This window comes from Mucilaginibacter endophyticus (assembly GCF_003351025.1).
In the GTDB taxonomy this organism is placed as follows: Bacteria; Bacteroidota; Bacteroidia; order Sphingobacteriales; family Sphingobacteriaceae; genus Mucilaginibacter; species Mucilaginibacter endophyticus.
Window position 1 is genome coordinate 169,413 of sequence record NZ_QPCG01000008.1, and the last position, 18,054, is coordinate 187,466.

Consider the following 18,054-nt stretch of genomic DNA (forward strand, 5'->3'; position numbering starts at 1 on the left):
TGTGCAACATGTCAGTAAAAAACGCACAAAACTGAATGGACTCGTCGGAGCTTAAAAAATTAATTGACCGCTACCTTAAAAATAAAGCTACCGAGCAGGAGCAAAAACTGGTTGATGAATGGTATCAATCGTACGATGATATCAATGAATCATTACCTGCCGCTAAAGAACAGCAGTTTAAAAGCGAGATCTACAACTACACGAGAGCACGCGTAAACAGCAATCCTCCTCCCAAAATACGAAGACTAAATATTATCAGGTACGCGGCTGCCGCTGCAATCATTGTGCTGGCTACCGCAGGGTTGTTGGTGCGCCGGGAGATTGCGCAGCAACAGCAGGAACAGCAAAAGCCAAGCTATGCCATCTTTAAAACCGGTATTGGGCAGGTGAAAAAGCTGGAGCTACCTGATGGTTCAACCGTTTGGCTCAATGCCATGTCGAGCATCCGGATTATTGATGGTTTTGAGAAAAAGCCAACCCGCAATATCTACCTGGATGAGGGCGAAGCTTATTTTGAAGTAAAGCACGATCCTGCACACCCCTTTCTTGTAGTCACCAACAGCATAACCACTAAGGTGCTGGGTACGTCATTTAATGTTAAAGCATACAAATTATTAGACTACGTAGCCGTAACCCTGCGTACCGGCCACGTGGAGGTGAGCGATAAGCAAGGCAAAATGGCTGTGCTGGGGCCTAACCAAAGGGCTACCTATTCACTACAAGAGCATAGTTACGATATGAGCGCCTATAACGGCGAAAAAAGCAGGCGTTGGGTGGAAGGTAAAAGCGCCCTCAGCAATGCTTCCTTCCGGGAACTGGCCTTAACCGTCAACAACATCTACGGGGTAAAACTCACCAGTAAAAACAAGCTTACAGATACCTATAAATACAATATCATCATCAGCCATTCGCGCACGATTGATGAAACCATGAAGCTAATATGTTCCATCCACAAAAACAGCTGCAGGAGGAAAAACAATGATGTAACCATGTATTAAAAAAAAGAAGCCGGTCTGTAGCAGAACCGGCCATTGATTGCAAAGCTAATAGATTGAGCCCTATTTGCTTATGCCCTTAGTTTCTCCGTTAAAAATCCACTAAGAACTCAAAAGTATGAAAAAAAACTTACGTTGCTTAACTAAAGCCATGCGTATCACTTTTCTGATTTACACCATTATTATCGCGGGCGCAGGTGTATTGATAGCCGCCCCAAGCACAGGACAGGTTTTTGAGAAACGCGTTAGCGTTTCCCTCTCAAAAGAAACCTTATTAAGTTCTGTTAAAAAAATTGAAATTGCCGGTAATGTTGAATTTGCCTACGACCCCAAATTACTTGGTTTGGCCGATGTGCAGGTTAAAAACCAGTCTTTTAATAACGAGCGTTTAGCTGATATATTAAAAAGCCTTTTTGAAAATACCGATATCGCTTTTAAAGAAGAAATATCAGGTACCGTTACCCTGTTTAAAAAAGAGCCGCCAAAGCCTGCCTTAGGTAAAATCACTGGAAAAATTGTTGATGAAAAAGGTGTGCCGTTAACAGGCGCTACCGTTATGCTGCAGGAAGCCAGCAAAGGGGTACAGGCCGACATTAACGGCGAATTTAGCATAAGTGCCGATGACGGAAACTATACCCTGGTGGTAAGTTTCATCTCGTTCGAGACGAAAAGAATACCCGGGGTTAAAATAAAATCGGGCGAGGTCACGCAGCTTAAGCCTATAACATTGGTAGCACAATCAGGTACATTGAACGAGGTGTTGGTTGTTGGTTACGGCACACAGCGGAAGCAGAACCTTACCGGTGCTGTTGATCAGGTTACCTCAAAGGTGCTTGAAAACCGGTCGCTGCCTAATTTAACCCAGGGCTTGCAGGGCGTTATTCCCAACCTTAACCTGGTGCCGCTTGATGGTAAACCTATCCAATCGCCAACGTACAACGTAAGGGGTACTACCTCTATTGGTCAGGGTGGAAACGCGCTGGTTTTGGTTGACGGTGTTGAGGGCGATCCGAGCAGGATCAACCCTAATGATGTGGCTTCAATTTCGGTATTGAAAGATGCGGCTTCGGCCTCTATATATGGTGCAAGGGCTGCTTTTGGTGTTATCCTCATCACTACCAAAAACCCTTCTACAGACAAAACATCTGTTTCTTATTCATTTAACCACTCCATTAAAAGCCCTACCACTGTGCCTAAGTTCGTTACAGATGGATACACCTTCGCTAAGATGTTTAACGATGCCTGGAGTGCATGGAATGATTACTCGCAAACACCACAAAACATCAATAAAACAGTTAAGTTTTCCCCGGCTTACCTGGAAGAACTCAGAAAGCATTCCCTTGATCCATCATTGCCATCGACCATAGTTAATAGTGCCGGCGAATATGAATATTATGGTAACACCGATTGGTACAAGCTATTGTACAAGGATCATAACGAAGCCCGTGAACATAACATCGCTATCTCGGGTAACAGTGACAAAGCCGACTTCCTGATCACCGGCCGTTACTATTCACAGGATGGTTTGTTCCGCTATAATTCTGATGATTACAGGATGTATAATTTAAGGGCTAAAGGATCATTACAGGTGTATCCATGGTTAACCCTTTATAACAATGCCGATTACTCCAATATGAAATACCATAACCCGTTAAACGTAGGTGAAGGTGGTAGTATCTGGAGAAATATTCAGGATGAAGGCCATACCATGGTGCCTTTATTTAATCCTGATGGCACCCTTACTTATTCTGCCGCTTACTCGGTAGGTGATTATTTTTACGGCAAAAACGGTATCGACTTTGATAACAGGGTATTTAGGAATACTACAGGTTTCACGGCACGTTTCTTTGATAATACATTCCGGGTTAAAGGCGATTTCACGTTTCAGAATACTGACAACGGCCAAACCCGTAAACGCGTGCCTGTTGCTTATAGCCGCAAACCGGGCGTAATTGAATACGTAGGTACTGCCTATAATGACCTTGAAAATTATAGCCAAAGTACCCAATACATCGCCACCAACACTTATGGCGAGTTTGAGCCTAAATTGAAAGGCGGCCATTATTTCAAAGCATTGGCTGGTTTTAACTTCGAGCAATCAACCAAAAAATCGCTGGACGTTACACGGAACGGTTTAATTTTTGACGATGCAACGGATATTAACCTGGCATTGGGCCAGTCAATAAGCACTGCAGGTGGCTGGGATCAGTGGGATATCGTAGGCGGTTTCTATCGTTTGAATTATTCGTTTAAAGACAGGTACCTGGTTGAGGTAGATGGCCGTTATGATGGCTCATCAAAATTCCCTGCCGATCAGCGTTATGCTTTCTTCCCTTCTGTTTCCGGAGGTTGGAAAATCTCCAATGAACCATTCTGGAAAGTATCGAAAGATTTGATCACCAATTTAAAAGTAAGGGCTTCTTACGGTTCGTTGGGTAATGGTAGCATTGGTTCATACGCGTTCCAGGAAAAATTCAGTATTTCTAAATCGGGCAGGATCCTGAATGGTGTATTACCTCAAAAAACCAATCAGCCGGGTGTATTGCCCGATGGTTTAACATGGGAAACCTCAAACGTCCAAAACCTTGGTTTGGATCTGGGCATGCTGCAAAATCGTTTGAATATTTCTGCCGATGGCTATATCCGCAGAACAACCAACATGTTTACCGTAGGTATGACCTTACCTGCTGTTTTTGGTACCGATGTACCTAAAGGTAACTACGCCGACCTGAAAACAAAAGGCTGGGAAGTAACTGTAACCTGGCGCGACAAGTTTAATGCCGGAGCAAAGCCGTTTAACTATGGCCTGAGGTTAACCCTAGCCGACTATACAGCTAAAATCACCAAATACAATAACCCCGATAAGCGTTTGAATGATTACTACGCAGGTCAGACAGTAGGCGAGATATGGGGATTTGAAACAGCGGGCTATTTCACATCTGCACAGGATATTGCCAACTCCCCAAAGCAAACCCTTATTAAAGCGTCAACTACCGGGCAGCTTTTACCGGGCGATATCAAGTTTAAAGATTTGAACGGCGATGGCGTAATTGACTACGGCGATCAAACTGTAAATAAACCTGGTGATAAACGCATTATTGGTAATAGTACACCAAGGTATACTTACGGCATTGGTGTTGATGCCGACTGGAATAACTTCTTCTTCTCGGCTTTTTTCCAGGGCGTTGCCAAACGCGATTGGTATCCGGGTTCCGAAGCAAGTGTTTTCTGGGGACAATACAACAGACCATATAATAAAGTGCCGCAATCGCAATTGGGTAAAATCTGGTCAGAAGATAACCCTAATGCATACTTCCCAAGGTACCGTGGCTATTCGGCACAAAATGGCTCGGGTGAGTTAACCCAGGCGCAAACCAAATACCTGCAAAACGCGGCTTACCTGCGCATGAAAAACGTACAGATAGGATACAACCTGCCATTGCGTTTGATCCAGAAGATCAAGCTGAACAACTTCCGTGTATTCCTCTCGGGCGAGAACCTGTTAACCTGGTCGCCGCTTTATAAGATCACCAAAGATATCGACCCTGAAAGCATCAACGGATCGGACAGGGTACTTACCGATGGTAATAGTGGTAACGGAAATAACTACCCGATACTTAAGAGCGTAACCCTGGGTTTCACCGCAACATTTTAATCAATAGCAGACGACAATTTTAAAGACATTCCATATGTTTCACATAAAAGCAACACACATTAAGTTAGCCATAGCAATGCTTTTTGCAAGCTTGATTATAGTTAGCTGTAAAAAGTTAGACCAGGTACCAAAGGACACCGCCACCAACAGCGCTGTTTTTGGAAGTATAAACGGTTTGCAGCTATACGCCAACTCGTTTTACGATATCCTGCCAACAGCGGGCGACGCTGTACGCGGCGACGCGATGGCTGATTATGCCGCCAGGACATCGGTTCCTGATTTTTTAAGGCCGGGCGCGTTTGGTCCGCGACAAAGCAGCGGCTGGAGCTGGAGCGGCTTGCGTAACATTAATTACTTTATCGAAAACTGTACAAACCCGTCTATCTCGCTTGATCAGCGCCAGCATTTTATAGGTCTTGCACGCTTTTTCAGGGCCTGGTTTTATTTTGATAAACTGAAACGTTTTGGCGATGTGCCATGGATTGGCAAAACCATGAAGGTTGATGATCCTGCATTATATAACGGCAGGGACAAAAGGACGCTTGTTGTCGATTCGATACTTGCCGATCTTGACTATGCAGGCCTGCATATCAACACTACCGATAATACACGGAGCCTTATTACCAAATACACGGCTTACGCGTTTAAATCAAGGGTTTGCTTGTTTGAAGGTACCTTCAGAAAATATCATGACGAATATGGCTTACAATCATCGGTTGATGGATTGCTGAATCAGGGTGTTACTGCCGCGCAAAAAGTAATGAACGAAGGTGGTTTTAGTTTGAACACCGCAGGCGGTACCGATAAAGCATACAGGCAATTGTTCACCAGCCAGGCGCCGGTAGCATCGGAGGTGATCCTTGCTGCGATTTCTGATCCTGCACTGGGTATCTTCAACGATTCAAACTGGTATTGGACCAGCGCCACCTACGGCGACAGGTTAAGTTTTATCCGCACGTTTGTAAATACCTATCTTAATATTGATGGTACGCCATTTACCGATAAGCCCGGCTATAAAACAATGCCATTTGCACAAGAGGTAAAAGGTCGTGACATGCGTTTACAGCAAACCATCCGTATGGGTAACTACACCCGTTTAAATGGCGCAACGCAACAGGCCGCCCCTCCGGTGTTTTCGTATACCTATACCGGTTACCAGCCTATTAAATTAACTCAGGATGATGCCTCGATGGATGGCGGATCGCGCAATACCAACTCAATACCACTTATGCGTTATGCCGAGGTATTGTTAAATTATGCTGAAGCAAAAGCCGAGCTGGGTACATTTACCGATGCCGACTGGAACCTTACCATTGGCGCCTTACGCCGCAGGGCTGGTATAACCGGCAATACGGCTACCAAGCCGGTTGTTGCCGATAAATACCTGCAAACAAATTACTTCCCGGCAATCTCCGATCCTGCTTTATTAGAGATAAGGCGTGAACGTGGTATTGAGCTTGCTTTTGAAGGTTTCAGGTTCAATGATATTGTAAGGTGGAAACGCGGTGAGCTGATGGATCAGACCTGGAACGGTTTTTACGTACCGGCGCTGGATGTACCACTTGATTTAAATGAAGATGGTAAGCCCGACGTATGCTTTTATACTACGCTTCCGGCAAACCAGGTTTCGGGTGTAACCTATGTTAGCGTTGCCGCTACGTTAACCGGAGGTACTGCAAATCCGCAAAGGCTTAACAGCGATAATGAGCTCACCTGGTTAACAACCGTTCAGCGTAAATGGGACAACAAGTTTTACCTGTACCCTATCCCCGAAACCGACAGGCTTCAGAATCCTAAATTAGGTCAGAACCCGGGTTGGGAACAATAATCAAACACATAGATAATCATGAAGATAAAACAATATTTATTTGCCTTATTATTTGCGTTTGTGTGTATGCAAGGCCATGCGCAGCATTTAATTGCAGGCACTTTCAACTTACGGTTTGATAACCCCAGGGATACCGGCAATTTATGGGCGAACCGTGCGCCGGTTGCTGCCGCGCTGATCCGTTTTCATCAGTTTGATATTTTTGGAACCCAGGAAGGGCTAAAAAATCAATTAGATGATTTAAACAATGCCCTGCCCGAATATGAGCGTTATGGCTTAGGCAGGGATGACGGTAAGGATGCCGGCGAACATTCGGCCATATTCTTTAAAAAGAGCCGATTTGTGTTGTTGAAAAAAGGTGATTTCTGGCTGTCAGAAACACCTGATAAACCAGGCTTAGGCTGGGACGCGACTTGCTGCAACCGGATATGCTCATGGGTGTACCTGCAGGATAAAGAAAGCAAAAAGAAATTCTATTTCTTTAACGCGCATTTCGATCACCAGGGGAAAATAGCCCGCGAAGAAAGTGGTAAGCTGATCCTGAAAAAGATCAAAGAAATTGCCGGCAACGAAAAAGCCATATTCACCGGCGATTTGAATGGCGATCATAACAGTACCTGGTACCAGCGCCTGGCAACCTCAAACTATTTGGTTGACACTTACAGTCAGGCAAAACAGCCGTATGGATTTAATGCATCTTTTAACTCATTTGGAAGGGCCTTAAAATCAAACGGTGTAATCGACCATATTTTTACCACCGGTAAAGTGGATGTTAAAAGATGGGGTATTTTAAGCGATAGCTACCACGGAAAATTTCCATCAGATCATTTCCCGGTATTGGCGGAAGTGAATTTGTAAGATAATCCTGGTTTATTGAAAAAGGGGCTGCCGGAGGTGGCCCCTTTTTTTGTAAATTACTGATTGTCATCTATACTTTTGCCCCTGTTTTTAACAACGTTTTATCTGTTTATTTCACTGATATAAAGAATTTATTGATTGAGTAATGTCTTTATTTCTTTCACATTACGATATTGATCCGCATCTGTAGGGATGATTATGCCTTCTTGTTCAAGATCTTCAAAATCTTTCAGGAAAGCTTCTTTAAAAGATTTTTGCCCATTAGCATAGTTTTTGTTTTTAAGATCGATATAGAGCGTTTTTGCATTGGTAACATCGCCGCTAAGCAGGTAGCCGAGCGCCAGGTTAGTATATATCCAATCATTTTCTTTAGCTAATTCAATGCCTTTTTTTGCAGAAGCGATGGTAGAGCCAAAATCTTTGATAAAAAGTTGGTTCCAAGCCAAATCTCCATACAGTGAAGATAATTTGTTTTTTGGATAAAAATCAGCGGCAGTACTGTCCTGCATGTTTTTTTCAACCAGCGATATACTTTGTTTTAATCGCTCAACCTTGCCAAAATAATTATCAGGATCGGAATTGTTCAACGCATTATTTAACTGAACGATCCGAAATGTGTAAACTGATGGTTTTTGTTTTTTGCCTGCTTTAAGGAGCTTAACATAAAGCTGTTTTGACTTATTCAGGTATTCTTTTTTGTCACGATAATAAAACTCTGCCCCAGCTGTCAAAACGTCTTCATCATCGGATGTAATCAATTCCTCAAATGATAATGTTTGATTGTTTAATCCGTAGCGTGTTTTTAATTTTTTAGTTGTGGAGTTAGCTTCTTCGGGCGAAAGATAAACCGCGATTAACGAATTAAATTTTTCAAAATCAAATTCGCCATTGGCCGGCATTTTACTGACGGCACTGTTAACCACTTTTTCTGTATATATGTCATCATATACTTTGGGCGTTCTGCCGGTCAATTCTATTATGTGCGATCTGTTAGTTTTAAGGAATGTAAGTTGTTCATCATTTAAAACGTTAGCATAATCCAGGATAATGTTAAGCATGTCTTTTTCCATCAAAGGATGTTGGTTGCTTTTTATATACCCCGTCATTACCTCATCAACACCTCCATATTCTATTCGCTTGGCGGCTGTTAACCATTCAGTAAAAGCCGATGTAGGCAAAGCCCCGGTTATGGCTTTGTTGCGTACAGTGTAAAACTGCTTTTGAGGGTTCCTGGCATCTCTGGCTAATGCAACAAATTGATCTACCTCTAATGCCCCAACGCTTAAATGAATCAATTGTCCATTCTGATTAATGAAAAACAAAGTTGGATAGGCTTTTACATCATATTTTTTGGCCAGCGTTATTCCCTCGCCTTTCTCCATGTCCATTTTTACATTGATAAAGTTTTTGTTGTACTCAGTGCCGGCTTCCGCTGTAGTAAACACATTATTTTGCAGATACTTGCACGGGCCGCACCAGGAGGCATAAGCATCCAAAAAAATAAGTTTTTTCTGAACTTTAGCCATCGCCAATACATCCTTCCAGGTCTTATTATCAATGAATTTGATCCCCTGGGCCTTAATACCATAGGGTATCAAAGCGAAACAAAACATAAAGAGTAGTTTGGTTTTCATGATTTCTTTTATTTAGTTTTTAGATAATCGTTTACGGTTTACCAAATAGTCTAATCTTCTAAGATGTTTTTATTTCAACATCTCCTTAATTTGCTCTACATGAGCATATAGTTCTGTATTGTCCGATGTGATGATGCTTTCGCTTTCTAAAACAGCCAGATCTTCAAGAAATACCGTTTTAAATTTGATATCTTCTGCTTGATTGAAAGTTTTGTCTTTATACTGCAGATAAATAGCCTTTGCACTTTCAAAATCGCCGCTTAAAAGGTAACCCAAGGCTAAATTGGTATTTATCCAATCATTTGATTTTATTAACTGGAGGCCTGTTTGCGATGAAGAAATAGCTCCTTTGTAGTCTTTAATGAATAGCTGGTTATAAGCGAGGTCACCCCAGTTGTTAGAAAGTTTTTTAGCGGATACGGTCTTCACACTATCTGAAACGGTAAGTTGTAGTATATCCGCGTACAGCATGATATTCTCTTTAAGGTGGGTAACCTTTGCGAAATAGTTTTTCGGTTCCAGCTTGTTTAAAGCGGCATTTACATCAATCAAATGTTTTAGATAATCATATTTTGGGTTTTCCTTTGTGATTGCCACTAACCTCGTGAAAACCTGTTTGGCTTTATTAAGAGAATCCTTGTTATTTGACCCTTTCTGAAAACTATATCCCCTGTCATGTAATAGCTGCGGGTCATTTGATAACATTAGATCGCCAAAGTCAACTATCCGGTTAGAGGCTTTCTTTTTAATGGATGTTAAAGGTTTGAAGGTTTGTGTTTTGCTAATAGCACTATTTAAATTGTTAAATTTAGGAGGAATATTGTAGATCGTGATTTTACCATGGAAGCCCGCATAAATTATCGCACTGCTACTTAAGAAGTCGGCATAAACAATATTTGTATCTATCGGTAATTTTTTAAACAAGTTTTCCGGTATATTTAATATAAAGTATTTTCCATCATCTGCCGATCCTGCCAAAATATTTTGCTCGTCTGGAGACAATGACACATTGCTTATTTCGTTTAGATTGGCTCTGAAGTCGAACGCTTGACCGGTTGTTGGTAGTTTGGATAGGTTTGAAATAATTATTTCCTGCTGGGAAGTACCCATGATTATGCTTTTTGAATCGCTGGAGAAATTTAAAGCAGTGACATAAACCTTCTTGTCTCTGCTGTTATAATATATTTTATTGCCCGGAGCTATACGCGTGCTGATTAGTTTTCCTGTAAGATCAAATATGCTTACACCATTAGCATACCCAAGTGCAATTAATTGGTTATTATTTGAAAAAGCAATCGAGTAGATTGTTTGATCAAAATCTTTAAACGATATCGGAGTAGGCTGATCTTTGATTAGGTCACTTGTTCTCCATAACTGTGGTAGATCGTTCTTCAATGTGAATAACATTGAACCATCGGGTGATAATTTAAAATATGCGTTACTGTCTACCGGTAAATTAAATATTTTTTTTCTCCCGTTTTTTAAATAAACCAAATGCTTCTTTTCCCGTGCAATAATGTCTCCTGTGTTGTTAATCCCCAGGGAAGTAAGATGAGGACTGTGCTTAAAATCAGGCATGTAACCAAAAGTTAAACTATCGCCCACTAACTTGCCTTCTACAACGTCTTCTTCTACATTATAAGCAAATTTGGTTCTGTCAGGTGAGATAGCGAATGAGGTGGTATGAAAATGCGCAGCATCATAATCAGGTATTATTTCCTGTTTCCTAAATACATTGCTATTGAACATTGGTAATCCAATTAAATTCACGAGGTTTTTTTCCTGGGTACCATTGGTTATGTTATAGATGTTTTTTAGTTGATAAGCGGCATCGTCAGGGTTTGTTAAAGAAGAGTCGCTCGCAATAGCCAGCTTGTCAAGCATAACATAAGTCTTTTCATATCGCTTAAGGTCTCTTGCCTCCAGGTATGATAAGCAGAGGTTTCTGGCGCAATCCTTTATTATGGAATCGATTTGGTTTGATTTTGCAAAGCCAGTACCATTAAAACGGAGATTATCTTTGTACACAAATTTTTCGTGTACCTCCTTCTGTAAGTCTTGATTCAGTATTTTAGCTATTTCTAACTGTTGTACTGCAATTTGTTTAGCACTGTCTGCTTGTTTGAGTGCCTTGTTTGTTAAGTTGGTTTGTATTTTGAGTGCTTTAACAGCATGAGCTAAAGAATCTTTATTTTGCAAAACACGGTTATACAATCTTATTACTGAGTCTTTATTTCGATCTGCTTGCTTTTTCATGTTGACTGCAAACCCACCCGCTGCAATCGAAAATATTGCCAACACTGAAATACAAACCAATAACAATTGTGTAACTCGTAATTTTTTCTTTGCTTGGCCGCAATATCCTGTTCTAATGCTCTTCTCTGTTTTTCTTCCTCTATCTTTAATTTTTCAAGCCGTTTTGCCTTGGCCTTAAGTATCGGATCTACAAGAGTATCATGGCTTAACTCATAGGACAGCGCCCCTGCAGTATTTGGTTCGGCACGTACCAGGTGGCTGTTTACCAGTTCGGCAAGCAGTGTTTTACTTACATTGTAGTCGCGTAAAATTTGTTGCTCATATATACTCAGTCGCGTTTTATCTTCTTCGAAAATTAGTTTTTCTTCTATAAATATCCGTGCTCTTCGCTGATCTTCTGTCGTAGGAAGTTTTGAGATGAGATTGTCGTAATAGTTCTCAAAAATATTGTTGATGTCGCCTAAGTGTTCGGTACCAATGGTTTTGATTTTCTTACCTATTACCAATGCCTCAATATACTGGCAAATGATCTGAAGCTGAAATGATTCTATTTTTTGTTTACCGTCTTTAGTTAAAAAGGATAAAAGCTTGTCGAGCGCATCATTAGAAATATCAAATGGATCGGACAAAAATATCTCTTCACGTTTATATGCCGGCTTCAGGATTGCGTCTTCGGCCTGCATGTTATTGAGCGCGGTAAGTTCGTAAGTTTTGCCGTTAATGCCCGGAATGTAATCTTTAAGATTATTAAGTAAGCTCATTTTATCCGACCGGATAGACATCAGTACTTTTACATTAAGGGGCTCGAATAGAAATTTAAGATCATTCTCATCTATGGCTTCCGGGGTGTTGATCATTTGCTTCTCCAGTTCGGCGCGCACCGATAAAGGGATGTTAACGTATAGCACCTCGGCCAGTTGTTTCTTAAAATCCAGAATATCTGCCTCCGGATAAGTAAACAACTCTTCAAACTGGTCAATAATGATCAATATATTTTTGTTGCCGGTGTTTTTTTGGATAGCTTTTAAGGCCCTCCAAACCTGAGCGGCGCTCCTGGTGTTGATGTCGGCAGGCGCAAACGCATTGTACGTTCTTCCTAAACCTACTTTTGCCAATAGTGTGTCAAGCGGACTCATTTCATTTTCGGGACGATAAACCCCAAAGCGTATATTCAGGATGTCAAAATCCCCGGTTTCTCTTAGTTTAGGAGTTAAGCCGGCGTTTAATATCGAACTTTTCCCCAACCCGGATTTTGAATACAGCACCAATAGCTGTTCAACATTTATCAGTTTAAATAAACTGTCAATATCGCCGCCCCGACCAAAAAACAAGTCCCGGTCTTCGGTTGAAAACGGTTTTACGCCGGGGTATCTAAATCCTAAAGCCATTGTATTGTTTTTATTGTTCATTAAAAAGCGTTACAACTTTTTCATTAGGGACGTCAACGCCAAAGTATTCTCTGTGATAATTGCCATTTCAACTTCTGCTTCAGCTGATGTTAATACCCCGCTGGTTCTTCTAATTTCAAACCGGTTATATCTTGCATATATAGCTATAGAGGCTTTAGATAAATCATCAGGGATGCTATTGTTGTTGTCAACAAAGTCATTAAGTTCCTCTAATGCTTCAGCTATTTTACCCTCTTTGATTAACTGTTCTATTCTCGGGATCCCTGTTAAAACAACCTTATTGTTTTTAGAATTCTTAACACTTCGCAGGATTCCCTCTTCTTTGCATTTTTCGCAAAGCGTTTCTATAAAATCTTCTATCTGGGTGTCGATAAAATCAATATGAAATTGTTCTCTGCATAAATCTTCAATTTCTGAACTGCCATTATTGGTAATTTTAGAAGAGTATTTGGACGAACGGTTGTAGGCGGAGTTGTGTATTTTTAGAAGCCTTAATAATAGCTGTACATACCATTTTTCAAATTTAAATCCAAGAAATATAATGTTTGTGGCCCGCTGAAACATATTTTCTATTTCATTTGGGAGAGGCCTCTTACCCATTATAGCGCTTAAAAAATCAAATAACCCATCGTGTGTCAATACAAGCGATTCTTCGTCATCAACATAACCAAATAGGTTATAGATTACGGGGTCTTGCCCGGTAATGGGCGCAATGGCGTGAGACTCTGACGCCGTTTTATAAACCTCAAAGCGATGCCGAAATCCCATAGTTGCAAAGGCTTGATCCAGGTACATATCTGGCGAAACAGAGACAATTAAGGGAAAAGGAACCTTTGTTATATTTTCGTATATATCGCGTTTTACAGGTGTGTTGGCATAAAATCTCTTTATTTTGTAAAAAACCTTTGTTTGGGCAGGCATATCTTTAAATAAAAAAAGTTCGTCCTGGCTGTAGTATTTAAGAATATTGGGGTCTCGATAGGCATCAAGATAATCCAATAGTGCATCTTGAATAGGCCGCACCTTAGTTGTATCATTAGGATCGGAAACTTTAATAATATCCGGCCCCAAAAGCAGAATACATCTATCCTCCTTTAATGTTGCAAGCAAAAAATCCCAATCTGGGTTGTTTGTTTTTGTGACAACTGGTTCGTCCATTGGTGAAAAAAGTTTAGTATTAATAAATATATACAACTTTTAGTTGTGTATCCTATTTTTTTTGAAAAAAAAATAATTGTATATGTCTGTATATCAGTATTTAACTACGGGTAAATAGTATATATTTGAAATAATAAATTATTAATTGTGGAAACATCAGAAATACGGCTCCTGATAAAAAACGGAGAGATTGAAAAGGCGATACAAGCATCGTTGCTTCTAACAGAGGGTACTAATTTAGATGACGTAGCTCATACCATCTCTGCAAAGTATCGGAAATATAAATTGGATCTGATAGGCGGTATATTGACCGCTTCGGAAGATAGTATTGCTTTTGCAACAATTACCGGAAATATATTGTCAGTACTGCAAGAATATGAGAAGAATTCTATCTCATCTGTTCGGAGTGAAAAAGAATCAACAGGCGAGGTGTTTATTTCTTATGCCTGGGGCGGGGAAAGTGAGATAATTACGGATGCTATAGTTAATGCGCTAAGCGAAAGAAATATTGCCATAGTACGTGATAAAACGACCTTGGGATACCGAAGTAGCATAAAGGAATTTATGCAAACAATAGGTAAAGGAAAATGCGTTGTACTGGTTATCAGTGACCGCTACCTAAAGTCAAAAAATTGTTTATTTGAGTTGTTGCAGGTTGCAAATAATGGGGAGTTTGTCCAAAGGATATTCCCGGTAGTACTAAGGGATGCAAATATTTTTAACGCGATAAACTTCCTTAATTATGTAGATTACTGGGAGACACAATTTACTGAACTTCAAGCTGCAATGAAAAAGGTTTCCATTGCCAACTTACACGGTATTCGCGAAGATTTGGACTTATATTCAGACATTAGGGCGTTTTTGCCGCGATTGGTTGATAAGATCAGGGATATGAATACACTTACCGTTGATGGGCATCAGCAATCGAACTTTAATGAGCTATATGAAGCAATAATACAAAGTATCAATAAGGATATTGGCCAGCACCATTAAACGCTTTGGCTAAAAACAGCACAAGACATAAAAAAGCCCAACATTTCTGTTAGGCTTTTTTATGTGGGAACTACTGGGTTCGAACCAGTGACCCTCTGCTTGTAAGGCAGATGCTCTGAACCAGCTGAGCTAAGCTCCCTTTGTTTTTGATGTTACCGTTAGCTGGTAAAACCGAGTGGCGAAGATAATTCACTTTGCCAAATAATGCAAGAACTTTTATAAAGTATTTGCAGGTAATAGTAGTATAAAAAAGCCCAACATTGCTGTTAGGCTTCTTTTCTGTGGGAGCTACTGGGTTCGAACCAGTGACCCTCTGCTTGTAAGGCAGATGCTCTGAACCAGCTGAGCTAAGCTCCCTTCCTTTTGGGACTGCAAATATAGGAGGTTGCGTTTATTTGTCCAAATAAAATTTCAAATAAAAATAGTGTGCTGATTTACAGATATTAAGATTGTTATTTACTTAACATCCCGGTATTGGGCACGCGGTCGCGGGTCTTCAGGGAGGATCTCCATTTTTGGGAAATCGATATAATTGGCGTACCACTGTATGGCACCTACTAAATCAAGCGCGTCTTCGGCTTCAACGTTTACAGTTTCAAAGGCATAAAGCTTATGATCGGCATAGCCATAAAGCTGTATCTCGTTATCATCCGGACTAAATAGTTCCTCATCAAGGCAATAAACTTTTACCTTGAGCCGTGTATCCCTGGAGTGGATCACATCCCTGCAGGGGTTTTGAGGATCGGTTGCCAGTAAATATACATTATAGTCCATAGTTGGGTTAACAAAGTTTAGCGGGGTTGGTTTCTTTATAAGTGTTTAAAGTGTGAAATTGTTTGAAAAATATGTGTATTTCCCATGGTGGGGAAATCTCACCCATGTTTGAGTAAAATTTCTACATTTTAACGAATAGGTAATATTAAAAAGCTGTTTTTTAGGTTAATATGCCCCAATTTATCAATTGGCATTTCGTTTGAATAAATATTAATACCCTTCTCAAAGGGTTGTTTTTCATAGGTAGATGTAGGGTCGAAATACTGCGAGAGTGTTTCGACCTTTTTTATTTACCACGTTTTTAAAATTTGATTCCGCTGTTGTGTATTAGGTAAGATCTTAATTCCTTTTTTCTGCCGATATAAAACCACAAAAGGGGCTTAAGGCCAATATTGCAGATTTAGATTGCTCCTTAAATTGATCGGGGCGAAAAATTTTAACCTTTGGGAAAATAATGCCACTAATCCCGGAACGTATTTACACACTTTTTATAGTTCATCGTGTCAAAATGCCTTTTTGGGGCTATTAGAGGCGTGTTTGTCATTTGGCATTTAGTTTGGATTGATATTAATACCCTTCTCAAAGGGTTGTTTTCATAGGTAGATGTAGGGCCGAAATACTGCGAGAGTGTTTCGGCCTTTTTTATTTACCAGTTTTTAAAAATCGTTTTTTACTGTATTGTTTAAGCTGTTAACCTTCGGCAGCCAGTGAGTAGTGCGAATGGCTATCTAAAAGTGGCATAATAGGTTTGGAGTGTCTTTGAACTGATCAAGTCTCGAATTTTAACCTTTGGGAAAATAACGCCACTATCCACGGAATGTATTTGCACACTTTATTTGCTATGTAATTTAAAAAGTGCTTTTTGAGACTATTGAGCACATGTTTTTTCGTTTGGCATTGGGTTTGGATAGGTATTAATACCCTTCTCATAGGGTTGTTTTCATAGGTAGATGTAGGGCCGGAATACTGCGAGAGTGTTCCGGCCTTTTTTATTCGGGACATGCATGTTTCCTGATAATTAAAGCGAAATCTGCCAAAATTAACCATTGGGAAATTAATTCCCGGTTAAGGGTGTCATTTCTACACATTGAGGATGGTTTTGGTTTTAAAAAGCTGCCAATTAGGCAATTAAAGGCAATTTTTAAGATTGGCACCACGTTTGAATATAGCTTATTACCCTTCTCAAAGGGTTGTTTTTCATAGGTAGATGTAGGGCCGGAATAACTGCGAGAGTTGTCCGGCCTTTTTTATTTAATGAAAATTTTAAGATTGGTTTTATCCCGTTGCTTTTTAATTAAGCAGGCGGGATGGCTTGTTGATCAAAATCTCTTTTGGCCATTGGGATAATATTGAAAAATCAACGCCATCCCAGTCCGGGTGCCACATATTTTAAAACAGAAGATAGTACGTGCAAGTTATAGTCAACTCCTAAAGTGTTAGGTATTGTCAAAAGTACGGTATCGGCTTCCTGGATAGCTTCATCCTGCGCGAGCTCTTTGATCAGCTGATCTGGTTCGGCAGCGTAGCTTTTTCCGAAGATCGCCCGTTTATTGGCTTCTATATAACCTATCTTATCGGAGCTGTTAGCTTGCTGTCCGAATAGATACTTATCCTCATCGTTGACCAGCGCAAAGATAGAGCGACTCACCGAAACCCTTGGCTCCCTTGCATGGCCTGCTTTTTTCCAGGCTTCTTTATATAATCTGATCTGTTCTGCCTGTTGAATATGAAAGGGTTTGCCACTTTCATCATTTTTTAAGGTAGAGCTTTGCAGGTACATGCCGTTTTCGGCGGCCCAGATAGCCGTTGCATTAGAACCGGCTCCCCACCAAATGCGTTCGCGTAGCCCTTCCGAATAAGGTTCTAAGCGCAATAGGCCAGGAGGGTTCGGAAACATTGGATATGGATTAGGCTCGGCAAACCCGGCACCATCCAACTTGTCCAGAAATTCTAAGGCCTTGGTACGGCCCATGTCTGTATCGGTTTCTCCTTTGGCAGGTTCATAGCCGAAATAGCGCCAGCCGTCGATAACCTGCTCCGGTGAACCTCTGCTGATGCCTAATTGTAACCGTCCGCCGGAAATTAAATCGGCAGCGCCGGCATCTTCTACCATGTACAATGGGTTTTCATACCGCATGTCAATTACGCCCGTGCCAATTTCTATTTTGCTGGTTTTAGCACCTATTGCCGAAAGTAGTGGAAAGGGCGATGCTAATTGACGAGCAAAGTGATGTACCCGGAAATATGCCCCATCAATGCCAATTTCCTCAGCTGCAACAGCCAGATCAATAGATTGAAGTAAGGTATCACCTGCTGTACGGGTGTTGTAAGCAGGATGATCGGACCAGTGTCCAAATGATAAGAAACCGATTTTCTTCATATAATCTTTTGAATCATAAAATAATAGTTATTATTTAAAGCCCGTTCTTATTAAAACGAATGCTCTGTGTTGATTTTGATTGCCCTGTAAAAGCAAATACCGGTCAATCAAAAA

11 protein-coding genes and 2 tRNA genes are annotated in these 18,054 nt (G+C 40.7%); 5 read left to right on the forward strand and 8 right to left on the reverse strand.

Going from position 1 to position 18,054, the window contains the following annotated elements:
* Positions 1-35: 35 nt before the first annotated feature.
* From DUL71_RS27035 to DUL71_RS27050, 4 genes are all read left to right on the forward strand, one after another.
* Positions 36-998, forward strand: a complete 963-nt coding sequence (locus DUL71_RS27035) for a FecR family protein (protein ID WP_114940958.1) — start codon at positions 36-38, stop codon at positions 996-998.
* 115 nt (positions 999-1,113) lie between these two features.
* On the forward strand, positions 1,114-4,650 hold the full coding sequence (locus DUL71_RS27040; RefSeq protein ID WP_114940959.1) for a SusC/RagA family TonB-linked outer membrane protein: 3,537 nt from the start codon (positions 1,114-1,116) through the stop codon (positions 4,648-4,650).
* Between the two features lie 34 nt (positions 4,651-4,684).
* Positions 4,685-6,478, forward strand: a complete 1,794-nt coding sequence (locus DUL71_RS27045; RefSeq protein ID WP_114940960.1) for a RagB/SusD family nutrient uptake outer membrane protein — start codon at positions 4,685-4,687, stop codon at positions 6,476-6,478.
* Positions 6,479-6,496: 18 nt separating this feature from the next.
* Positions 6,497-7,336, forward strand: a complete 840-nt coding sequence (locus DUL71_RS27050; protein WP_114940961.1) for an endonuclease/exonuclease/phosphatase family protein — start codon at positions 6,497-6,499, stop codon at positions 7,334-7,336.
* A gap of 131 nt (positions 7,337-7,467) precedes the next feature.
* On the opposite strand, the gene DUL71_RS27055 is transcribed toward DUL71_RS27050, so the two are convergent.
* The 4 genes from DUL71_RS27055 to DUL71_RS27070 form a co-directional block, all read right to left on the reverse strand.
* Positions 7,468-8,970 carry a thioredoxin domain-containing protein gene (locus DUL71_RS27055; protein ID WP_114940962.1) on the reverse strand — a complete coding sequence of 501 codons (1,503 nt, stop codon included), beginning with the start codon at positions 8,968-8,970 and terminating at the stop codon, positions 7,468-7,470.
* 69 nt (positions 8,971-9,039) lie between these two features.
* Positions 9,040-11,226, reverse strand: coding sequence for a WD40 repeat domain-containing protein (locus DUL71_RS27060; protein WP_114940963.1), 2,187 nt, complete (start codon positions 11,224-11,226; stop codon positions 9,040-9,042).
* A complete protein-coding gene (locus tag DUL71_RS27065) occupies positions 11,223-12,614 on the reverse strand; it encodes an nSTAND1 domain-containing NTPase (RefSeq protein ID WP_114940964.1) in 1,392 nt (463 codons plus the stop codon). Before DUL71_RS27065 ends, DUL71_RS27060 begins: the two co-directional genes overlap by 4 nt.
* Positions 12,615-12,644: 30 nt before the next feature.
* Complete coding sequence (locus DUL71_RS27070) at positions 12,645-13,793, reverse strand: SIR2 family protein (RefSeq protein ID WP_114940965.1); 1,149 nt, start codon at positions 13,791-13,793, stop codon at positions 12,645-12,647.
* 147 nt (positions 13,794-13,940) lie between these two features.
* On the opposite strand from DUL71_RS27070, the gene DUL71_RS27075 reads away from it, so the two are divergent.
* Positions 13,941-14,786 carry a TIR domain-containing protein gene (locus DUL71_RS27075; RefSeq protein WP_208645659.1) on the forward strand — a complete coding sequence of 282 codons (846 nt, stop codon included), beginning with the start codon at positions 13,941-13,943 and terminating at the stop codon, positions 14,784-14,786.
* A gap of 64 nt (positions 14,787-14,850) precedes the next feature.
* On the opposite strand, the gene DUL71_RS27080 is transcribed toward DUL71_RS27075, so the two are convergent.
* From DUL71_RS27080 to DUL71_RS27095, 4 genes are all read right to left on the reverse strand, one after another.
* A tRNA-Val gene (locus tag DUL71_RS27080) sits at positions 14,851-14,925 on the reverse strand.
* Between the two features lie 143 nt (positions 14,926-15,068).
* Positions 15,069-15,143: transfer RNA gene (locus DUL71_RS27085), tRNA-Val, on the reverse strand.
* Between the two features lie 99 nt (positions 15,144-15,242).
* Positions 15,243-15,560, reverse strand: coding sequence for a hypothetical protein (locus tag DUL71_RS27090; protein WP_114940966.1), 318 nt, complete (start codon positions 15,558-15,560; stop codon positions 15,243-15,245).
* 1,357 nt (positions 15,561-16,917) lie between these two features.
* Complete coding sequence (locus DUL71_RS27095) at positions 16,918-17,940, reverse strand: LLM class flavin-dependent oxidoreductase (protein ID WP_114940967.1); 1,023 nt, start codon at positions 17,938-17,940, stop codon at positions 16,918-16,920.
* Positions 17,941-18,054 lie beyond the last annotated feature (114 nt).

Coding starts and splice junctions, on each gene's coding strand:
- DUL71_RS27035 (WP_114940958.1), top strand. CDS start 36: ATGGACTCGTCGGAGCTTAAAAAATTAATTGACCGCTACCTTAAAAAT.
- DUL71_RS27040 (WP_114940959.1), top strand. CDS start 1,114: ATGAAAAAAAACTTACGTTGCTTAACTAAAGCCATGCGTATCACTTTT.
- DUL71_RS27045 (WP_114940960.1), top strand. CDS start 4,685: ATGTTTCACATAAAAGCAACACACATTAAGTTAGCCATAGCAATGCTT.
- DUL71_RS27050 (WP_114940961.1), top strand. CDS start 6,497: ATGAAGATAAAACAATATTTATTTGCCTTATTATTTGCGTTTGTGTGT.
- DUL71_RS27055 (WP_114940962.1), bottom strand. CDS start 8,970: ATGAAAACCAAACTACTCTTTATGTTTTGTTTCGCTTTGATACCCTAT.
- DUL71_RS27060 (WP_114940963.1), bottom strand. CDS start 11,226: ATGAAAAAGCAAGCAGATCGAAATAAAGACTCAGTAATAAGATTGTAT.
- DUL71_RS27065 (WP_114940964.1), bottom strand. CDS start 12,614: ATGGCTTTAGGATTTAGATACCCCGGCGTAAAACCGTTTTCAACCGAA.
- DUL71_RS27070 (WP_114940965.1), bottom strand. CDS start 13,793: ATGGACGAACCAGTTGTCACAAAAACAAACAACCCAGATTGGGATTTT.
- DUL71_RS27090 (WP_114940966.1), bottom strand. CDS start 15,560: ATGGACTATAATGTATATTTACTGGCAACCGATCCTCAAAACCCCTGC.
- DUL71_RS27095 (WP_114940967.1), bottom strand. CDS start 17,940: ATGAAGAAAATCGGTTTCTTATCATTTGGACACTGGTCCGATCATCCT.